This window comes from Tardiphaga sp. GW821-FHT12E02 (assembly GCF_058807155.1).
This window is the reverse complement of sequence record NZ_JBXAQK010000001.1, coordinates 5,828,492-5,836,391: the sequence shown is the minus strand read 5'-3', so window position 1 is coordinate 5,836,391 and position 7,900 is coordinate 5,828,492. Positions and strand designations below refer to the sequence as shown.

General features: G+C 58.3%; 7 protein-coding genes and 1 pseudogene. 5 read left to right on the top strand and 3 right to left on the bottom strand.

Annotation, left to right across the window (positions count from 1 at the left end):
• A pseudogene (locus AC1RQ5_RS27420) lies at window positions 1-75 on the top strand (transposase); the annotation flags it as partial.
• On the opposite strand, the gene AC1RQ5_RS27415 reads toward AC1RQ5_RS27420, so the two are convergent.
• The gene (locus AC1RQ5_RS27415; RefSeq protein ID WP_493203597.1) at window positions 59-334 is read right to left on the bottom strand and encodes an acyl-CoA dehydrogenase family protein; all 276 of its coding nucleotides are present in this window, start codon (window positions 332-334) and stop codon (window positions 59-61) included. The pseudogene AC1RQ5_RS27420 and the gene AC1RQ5_RS27415 overlap by 17 nt on opposite strands.
• Window positions 334-1,434 (bottom strand): acyl-CoA dehydrogenase family protein, encoded by a 1,101-nt coding sequence (locus tag AC1RQ5_RS27410; RefSeq protein WP_493203236.1) that lies wholly within the window; start codon window positions 1,432-1,434, stop codon window positions 334-336. The genes AC1RQ5_RS27415 and AC1RQ5_RS27410 overlap by 1 nt, the downstream gene beginning before the upstream one ends.
• Window positions 1,435-1,613: 179 nt before the next feature.
• Here AC1RQ5_RS27410 and AC1RQ5_RS27405 point away from each other — a divergent pair, with 179 nt between their 5' ends.
• Genes AC1RQ5_RS27405 through AC1RQ5_RS27390 form a run of 4 tightly spaced genes read left to right on the top strand, consistent with a single transcriptional unit; the run spans window position 1,614 to window position 5,832 of the window.
• Entirely contained in the window at window positions 1,614-2,876 is a 1,263-nt protein-coding gene (locus AC1RQ5_RS27405) for an acyl-CoA dehydrogenase family protein (protein WP_493203234.1), read from the top strand.
• A 3-nt stretch (window positions 2,877-2,879) separates the two neighbouring features.
• On the top strand, window positions 2,880-3,956 hold the full coding sequence (selD, locus tag AC1RQ5_RS27400) for a selenide, water dikinase SelD (RefSeq protein WP_493190155.1): 1,077 nt from the start codon (window positions 2,880-2,882) through the stop codon (window positions 3,954-3,956).
• Entirely contained in the window at window positions 3,953-4,498 is a 546-nt protein-coding gene (locus AC1RQ5_RS27395; protein ID WP_493203232.1) for a hypothetical protein, read from the top strand. The genes selD and AC1RQ5_RS27395 overlap by 4 nt, the downstream gene beginning before the upstream one ends.
• The gene (locus tag AC1RQ5_RS27390) at window positions 4,495-5,832 is read left to right on the top strand and encodes an alkaline phosphatase family protein (protein ID WP_493203230.1); all 1,338 of its coding nucleotides are present in this window, start codon (window positions 4,495-4,497) and stop codon (window positions 5,830-5,832) included. The genes AC1RQ5_RS27395 and AC1RQ5_RS27390 overlap by 4 nt, the downstream gene beginning before the upstream one ends.
• 15 nt (window positions 5,833-5,847) lie before the next feature.
• On the opposite strand, the gene AC1RQ5_RS27385 is transcribed toward AC1RQ5_RS27390, so the two are convergent.
• The gene (locus AC1RQ5_RS27385) at window positions 5,848-7,752 is read right to left on the bottom strand and encodes a propionyl-CoA synthetase (RefSeq protein ID WP_493203228.1); all 1,905 of its coding nucleotides are present in this window, start codon (window positions 7,750-7,752) and stop codon (window positions 5,848-5,850) included.
• Between the last annotated feature and the right edge of the window lie 148 nt (window positions 7,753-7,900).

Below are 7,900 nucleotides of genomic sequence, written 5' to 3'. Positions count from 1 at the left end.
GAGACCATCGAGGCCGCCGGGGCGAGGCTGCTCTACCTCCCGCCCTACAGCCCGGACTTCAATCCCATCGAGCAGATGCGCGCCTGACGTCCATGCACATCATGTTGGCGGTTCCCTCCCACACGCTATTGAGGGGGGCCTCTCGATAGATTCGGGCCATGGGATTTTCCTCGATGAAACCGTTGCCGCCATGGCATTGCAAGGCCTCATAAGCGATGGAAGGAGCTCGCGAGCAATTGAAGAACTTCGCGGCTGGGGTCGCAACTCTGGCCAAGAGGCGCTCATGTTCAACATCGGAGAGCTGATCCGTTGCTTTTGCAACGCGTAAAGCCATCAATGTTGCCGCCTCGACCTCGACTGCCATGTCGGCGAGAACATTCGAGTCATCGGCCGATCCGCAATGCGTGTGCCAAATGCATTTCGCGTCATCGTGTGCTGCAGTGCCAGCGTGAGCGATTGGCGCATAAGGCCAGCCGAACCAATTGCGAAGTCCAGACGCGTCAGGTGCGCGTGGGACAAGATCTCGCGAAGCCCGCGGCCCTCTTCACCCACCCGGATAGCCAGCGTGCCTGCATACTCCACTTCGCTCGATGCGTTGGACTTATTGCCAGCCTTATCTTTCAGTCGTTGAACGAAGAACCGGTTGAAGCTTCCATCCGGGAGTGTTCGCGGAAGGAAGAAACAGGTGACTTCGCCATTGACCTTACCGAGTGTGAAGAAGCCGTCGGACTGCGGGACCGAGCAAAACCACTTGTGACCGGTGAGTTCGTACCAGTGTGCCGTTTTCCCATAGGAATCTTCTGAGTGCGAGAACCGTGCAACGGTCTGCGTTTCTCGGAGATCAGAACCACCTTGCTTCTCGGTCATGGCATAGCCGATGACCACTGACGGCTTATCTGCCACCTCACGGCGGCTGAACTCGTATTCGGTGCCCTTCGATTTCTCTGCCCAAATTCCAAGGGCAGGTTCGGCCTCGAAACCCGCATAGGAGGCGTAAGCCATGCCCGTCGGGCAGGCCGTTCCGGACTCAACCTGGTTCCAGACGTAGGAGAGCACCGCACGCGCGTAGTGGCCGTTCTTCTGATTTGTCCGCCAAGCGAGATTTGGAACCTCGTGCTTCCATGCAAGCGACATCAACTGGTGCCAACTTGGATGAAACTCGACCCAGTCGATGCGATTGCCGAACCGATCGTGCGTTTTGAGTTCGGGAAGATGTCGGTTCGCCAACCGGGCGAGTTCTTGGACGTCCTCATCGCCCGCTAAGGCTCCGAGGGCCTCGCAACGATCTGCGGCCCAAGGTGCCTCTCGCTGAATTGCGGTTCGGAGCACGACGTCGCCAGAGAAGGAATTGAAGTTGGCTGCCGGCTTGGCTTGGTTCAATACGACGTGAGTTGCGTAACGGTCTGTAGAAGTTCCTGCGACCAAGGTCGTCATAGCGTCTCCCAATATGCTTTCTGCTCCGGTTTCTGGATCCGCCTACCGTCAAACTCTAGCGTATCAGTGGTCCGGCTTTTTACCCTTGGTCAACAGGGAAGGTCCCTTGAATGCGAGATTTGAATGGTGTAAGAATTTTCAAACGGTGAGTCAAAATTTCCACAGGGAGTCTTGAAACTATGGCCATGGGTGAAGGTCCTCAGAGCGGTTCTATCGCGCCGACGTCGCGAGTTCGCGACTACACCTCCCGCTTCGACAAGTTTTTGGAGGAGCATGTTTTCCCGCTGGAGGAAGAGTTGGCTCGCCAGAATGTAGGTACGGCTTGGCAGCCTCATCTCGATGACAGAGGCCGTATGCATCCGGCGGTGTGGGAGGCCCGACGGGAAGTCCAGCGTCGCGCTGGACCGCAGGGGTTCTATGCGCCGCACGTGTCCACAGCGCTAGGCGGCGGCGGTTTCAGCCGTGTCGAGATGCACTATGTCGAGGAGCACGTTTATCGATACAGCGGCTTGGGACTTGGTCTGGCGGCGCTCGGTTGGACCGAGGGGCCGAACCCGGCAATCGAACACATATCCAAGGAACTGCGGGATCAATACCTCGCACCCTTGATGCGCGGCGAACTCAGCACGGCGTTTGCCAACACGGAACCGAACGTCGGCAGCGACGTGCTCGGAATGGAGACCCACGCGAAACGCGATGGCTCGGATTGGATTATCAACGGCCGCAAGGCGTGGATAACCAACTCCCATTTTGCGGACTTCTACCAAGTCACGGCTATCACTGACCCGGGGGCGGGTACGAAGTCTATGTCGATGTTCATTGTCGATGCCAAGACGCCCGGCTTTCAGCGAGGTGCGGACCAGCCGACTATGCTCGACGATGGCCTGACCGGTCAGCTTATTTTCGAAAACGTGCGCGTTCCAAAGGAAAATATCGTCGGTCAGATCGGCGACGGTTTCGCCCTTGCGATGTCGTGGATCAACTGGCGCCGTCTTTGCCGCGGAGGCATGTGTTCGGGTTGGGGGTCCTGGCTCATCGACCGGGCGACCGCGTATGCCAACGAACGCAAGTCGGGCGGCAAGACCTTGGCGCAGTTGCAAGCGGTTCAACACCTCATTGCTCGAATGGATGCTGAATTCTATCAGGCCCGTTCGACGTCGCTTATTGCGCAGGAAGAGGTCGATCAACTCGGAGCCTTCAACATTCCGTTGCATCGCGACGTTCCTCGCATCATTAGCTTGATCAAGCTGATCAATGACGAGGCGTTCTTCCGGTTGACTGATCACGCCATCCAGGTTCACGGAGCAAAAGGCCTCACCAAGGGATTGCCGGAGGAGAAACTGTTCCGGATCGCGCGCAACCTGCGAATTCCCGCAGGCGCGTCTGAAATTCAGTTGAATGCCATTGCCCGTGGCCGTCTTCGGCCTAGCAACGCGGCATAATCCGTGAGCTCCGCATTGAGGCCTCTGACCGATTTCTCGCCTGCGGGTGGTTGCGCGTGCAAACTTCCGCAGGCGGCGCTCGGTCAGGTTCTGTCAATGCTGCAGAACATCGGCGGGACTTCTCGCGTTGGCGAAAACCTCATCGTCGGTCTTTCGCCACCCGACGATGCGGCGGTCTATCAGATCGATGAGGAGCGAGCCCTTATCGTTACGACCGACTTTCTGACGCCGGTCGTGAACGACGCTTTCGATTGGGGGCGGATAGCGGCGACCAACGCGATTTCGGACGTCTACGCCATGGGCGGACGCCCGCTGTTTGCATTGAACATCTTGTGTTGGCCGACAGAACTTCCGGAAGAGGTGCTGCGGCAGGTTCTGTCAGGCGGTGCAAAGGCGGCTCAGGATTGTGGAGCGGTCATCGTCGGCGGTCACAGCATCGTGGACCCGGTGCCAAAGTACGGCTTGGTCGCAATCGGTGAGGTGGATCCGAAGCGTATGTTGGTCAAAGGAGGGGGATGTCCCGGCGATAAGCTAATCCTGACCAAGCGGGCAGGTGTTGGGGTGGTGGCTACGGCCATCAAGAAGGGAGCGGCGCCCAATCCTTTGGTCAACGACGCTATCGCCATCATGACCCGACCGAACGCAAGCGCCGCGACTGTCGCAGGGCGCCACGGCTTGCAAGGCGGTACCGATGTTACGGGCTACGGCATAATTGGCCATCTTCATGAAATGGCCAAGGCCGCAGGTCTGTCGGCACGACTGTCCCGTTCGGCCAGGCCGTTTTTGCGCGGCGTTCGAGAGCTTGTGGAAGCAGGGTACGGACCGAGTGGCAGTCGCCGTACCTTGGAAGCCGCTCTTGATTCGGGCTGGTTCGATCCCGGCGACCTCGACAAAGTCGATCAATTGCTCTTTGCCGACGCCCAGACATCCGGTGGCCTGTTGCTCGCGGTCCCCGCGAATGCCGCCGACCAAGTCCTTTCGGATTTGCACGCAGCGGGTGACGGTGACGCCGAGATCATTGGAGAATTCCTTCATAGTGGACCTGCAGGATCCGTCGTCGTTTCTGGAGGTGGTCAGTGAACCGCTTTGCTTGTGTGACCGGTCGCTTCCAGCCATTGCATCATCAGCACATGGACCTGTTCTCGATCGCGTTGCAGAAATCGGACTATTTGATCGTTGCAATCACAAATCCCGACGTTGGTGCTCGGCATGACGAGCAGACGTCAGCGCATCGACACACTCAATCTGCAAACCCATTCACCTTTCATGAGCGTGCGCGATTGATTACGGCTGCGCTTGAAACGGCGGGCATGCAACACCGGTCCATGATCGTGCCGTTCGATCTAACTAGAGCGAGTCACTGGCATGAGTATGTTCCAAGGGCAGCTACGCATTTCGTTCGCGCCTACAGCGATTGGGAGAGGCAGAAGGCCGACATCCTCAGGCAGGGTGGCTACAAGGTGGAACTGATGGAAGGGGATAACCAGTCCCGTCTTTCTGCAAGCGACATTCGGCTCGAAATAGCTGGCGAGGGTGGTTCTTGGCGGACGCTAGTTGCGCCGGGGACAGTGAACCTTATTGAGGAGTTCCTTCGAGAAACTCCGTGGGGAGATCGGGTATGAAGCATCTGGGCTACGGCGAAGATCAACCTCGTTCCGTTGATGACCGTCTGCCGTCAGTTCTGGTGATCTTGGATGGTTTGGGCGATCGCGGGCTTTTGGAGCACGACGGACTTACTCCCTCGGAGGCCGCGGTTACTCCCACCCTCGACAGACTGACGAGACGGGGCGCTACGGGCTGGCATGTTCCGTTTGGCTGGGGTCCCGCGGCAGCTTCCGAGCGAGCGCATTGGGCGATGTTTGGTTTCGGCGACGTCCCGTTCCCTGGACGCGCCGTGCTTGAAGGTCTCGGCGCCGACATTGAGATCCCTCTCGACGTGGCGACGACATTCGCCTGCGTGAGGACGTCGGAAGTTGTCGGCAACGAGCTGAGGATTTTCGGCAGAACCGCGCGCACGGAAGAAGACGAGGCTGACGCGAGAACGCTTTTTACCGAGTTGCAGCCTCTTCTAAGGAGTTTCGGTGCCCAGCTACGCCCGATGGGCCGCGGAGAGGCATTGCTGACGTTTCCTGATTTCTCGCATGGCGAGGTCACCGACTCCGATCCGTTCTTCGAGACCTTCCATCCATGGCTGAAGGTCAGGGCGACTTCTTCCGATACGGAGGCGTTCGCCGATCATTTGAATGGGTTTCTGACGGCCGCACGCGAAAAATTCATTGCGAGCGACGTTAATAAGGCGCGGGAAGCTCTCGACAAGCCTGCACTGAATGTTCTGACCACCAAGTGGTCCGGGACGAGGCGGCGTATACCGACATTCGAACAGCGTTGCGGAGTGGCTGGAGCGGCCGTAACGGATTCAAGGATGTATCGCGGGCTGGCACGTATCCTTGATATGCAAGCAGAACACCAAGCCCCGATGAAGGATCACGCTCAGGATATGCTCAAGCGTGTTGAGATTGCGAGACGCTTGATCGCGAGGGGCGCGCGTTTCGTCCACGTTCATACCAAGGCGACGGATGAGGCGGGCCATGCCCGTCGGCCTCACGAGAAGAGGAAGGTCATCGAGGCGCTCGATGATGGTCTGAAAGGGCTTGATGCGCTCGCCGACCGCGCGATCGTTGCCGTCACGGGAGACCATGCAACGCCGTCATCGGGCGGCGTGCTGCACACAGCCGACGCAACGCCATTTTTGCTGGTGGGGCCGACCGTTCGAGCCGATGAGGTCGCGCATCTCGGGGAGCGTGAATGTCGTTCCGGCTGGTATGGCAGGATCCGCGCTTCAGAAGTGTTGCCTTTGATGTTCAGTCACGCCAATCGACCGGTGTTTCTCGGACACCGGTCGTCACCTCTTGTTACCCACGCGCTCCCAGACAAACCGCTTCCAATGCCCATCTGATGATCAACGCGAAGCTCATAGCTTCGCGTTGATCACGCCTTCGACCTCGACGATCGCCGTCGGATCCTCGATTGTCGCGGGAACGGTGTATTCTTCGCCGTCGAGTACGCGCTTGATGGTCGAACGCAGGATTTTGCCTGATCGGGTCTTGGGAAGTCGATCCACGATCAGAACCCGCTTCAGAGCTGCAACGGCTCCAATCTGCGACCGAACAAGACCGACGATTTCCCCGCGTATCGCATCGTGATCTGCGCGAACGTCGTTCTTGAGGACGACGAAAGCGCAGGGCAGTTCCCCTTTGAGATCGTCCTTGGCACCGACGACGGCGCATTCTGCGACTGCCTGGTGTGACGCGACGACCTCCTCCATTGCTCCGGTCGAGAGGCGGTGCCCCGCAACATTGATGACATCGTCGGTCCGGCCGAGAATCCAGATATAGCCATCCGCGTCGAGATAGCCCGCATCCGCGGTGTCGTAGAAACCGGGAAATGAGGATAGATAGCTGGCTTCAAATCTCTCGTTAGCATTCCAAAGCGTCACTGCAGCGCCAGGCGGAAGGGGCAGACGAAGCGCGATTGAACCCATCTCATCCTGACCGACGGCCTTACCGTCCTCTCCGAGAACCTCAACGTCATAACCGGGCATCGGAAGGCTAGATGAACCGTGCTTTGTAGGGAGCAACCCAAGTCCGAGAGGATTTGCGGCAATCGACCATCCAGTCTCGGTCTGCCACCAATGGTCAATGACCGGGACTTCAAGAACTTGTTCGGCCCAACGAACGGTGTCTGTATCGGCACGCTCTCCGGCCAGGAACAGTGCGCGGAAATGCGAGAGATCGTAGTCTTTAAGCAGTTTGGCCTCGGCGTCCTCTTTACGAATTGCGCGTACCGCGGTCGGTGCGGTGAACAAAACCTGCACCTTGTGTTCTGCAATGACGCGCCAGAAGGCACCAGCATCCGGTGTGCCTACTGGTTTTCCTTCGTAAAGGATTGTCGTGCAACCCGTGATCAGCGGCGCATAGGTGATGTAGCTGTGTCCGACGACCCAGCCCACGTCAGACGCCGCCCAAAAGACGTCGCCTGCTTTCATGCCGTAGATAGCCGACATGGTCCATCGCATGGCCACCATGTGTCCGCCGTTGTCGCGCACGACGCCCTTGGGTTTCCCCGTCGTTCCGGAAGTGTAGAGAATGTACAATGGGTCGGTTGCAGCCAATCGAGCACATTCGGCGGGCCGCCCGTTTTTGATGTCGATTCCCGCGCGCAACGCGCTGGTTTCCCAATCGTGGTCACGTTCGGGGAGCATTTCGGCATGTGCCTGCTTCCGTTGAAGAATGACACATGCCGACGGCTTGTGGGAGGCGAGGTTGATTGCTTCGTCGAGGAGCGGCTTGTAGGCGATAACACGGTTGGTTTCGATGCCGCAGGACGCCGATAGGATGACGCTCGGCTTGGCATCATCTATTCGCGTAGCCAGTTCACGCGGAGCAAAACCTCCGAATACGACCGAATGGATTGCGCCAATACGGGCGCAGGCGAGCATCCCGAAGAGTGCCTCCGGCACCATCGGCATGTAGATCAGCACACGGTCGCCACGCCTGACTCTCAGCTTTTCCAACATTACGGCGCATGCCTGGACCTCTCGCAGGAGTTCCGAATAGGAAACGGTCCGCTTGGTTCCTGAAACCGGGCTGTCGTAGATAATTGCGGCCTGATTGCCGCGCCCTGCGGCGACGTGACGGTCTACCGCGTTGAAACAGGTGTTGCAGACGCCATCGCTGAACCAGCGACCGTAGGGCTTAATGGACGAAAAAAACGGAGACGTAGGCGGGGAGAACCATTCGACGTCCCGCGCGGCGGCCATCCAAAATCCCATAGGATCGGCCTTCCAGGCGCTGTAAGTATCAGCGTAGTCGCTCATCGTCCTCACCACTGGCTTTTTTGCTGCCTCAGAGGGCATGTACGTTTCGGAGAAAAATCCGATCGTGGGGCTGAAAATCGCCAAGCGATCGAAACCCTTCGCTATGTTCAAATGATCGAACTATGTTAGATTAGCCACGAGTGGCAAA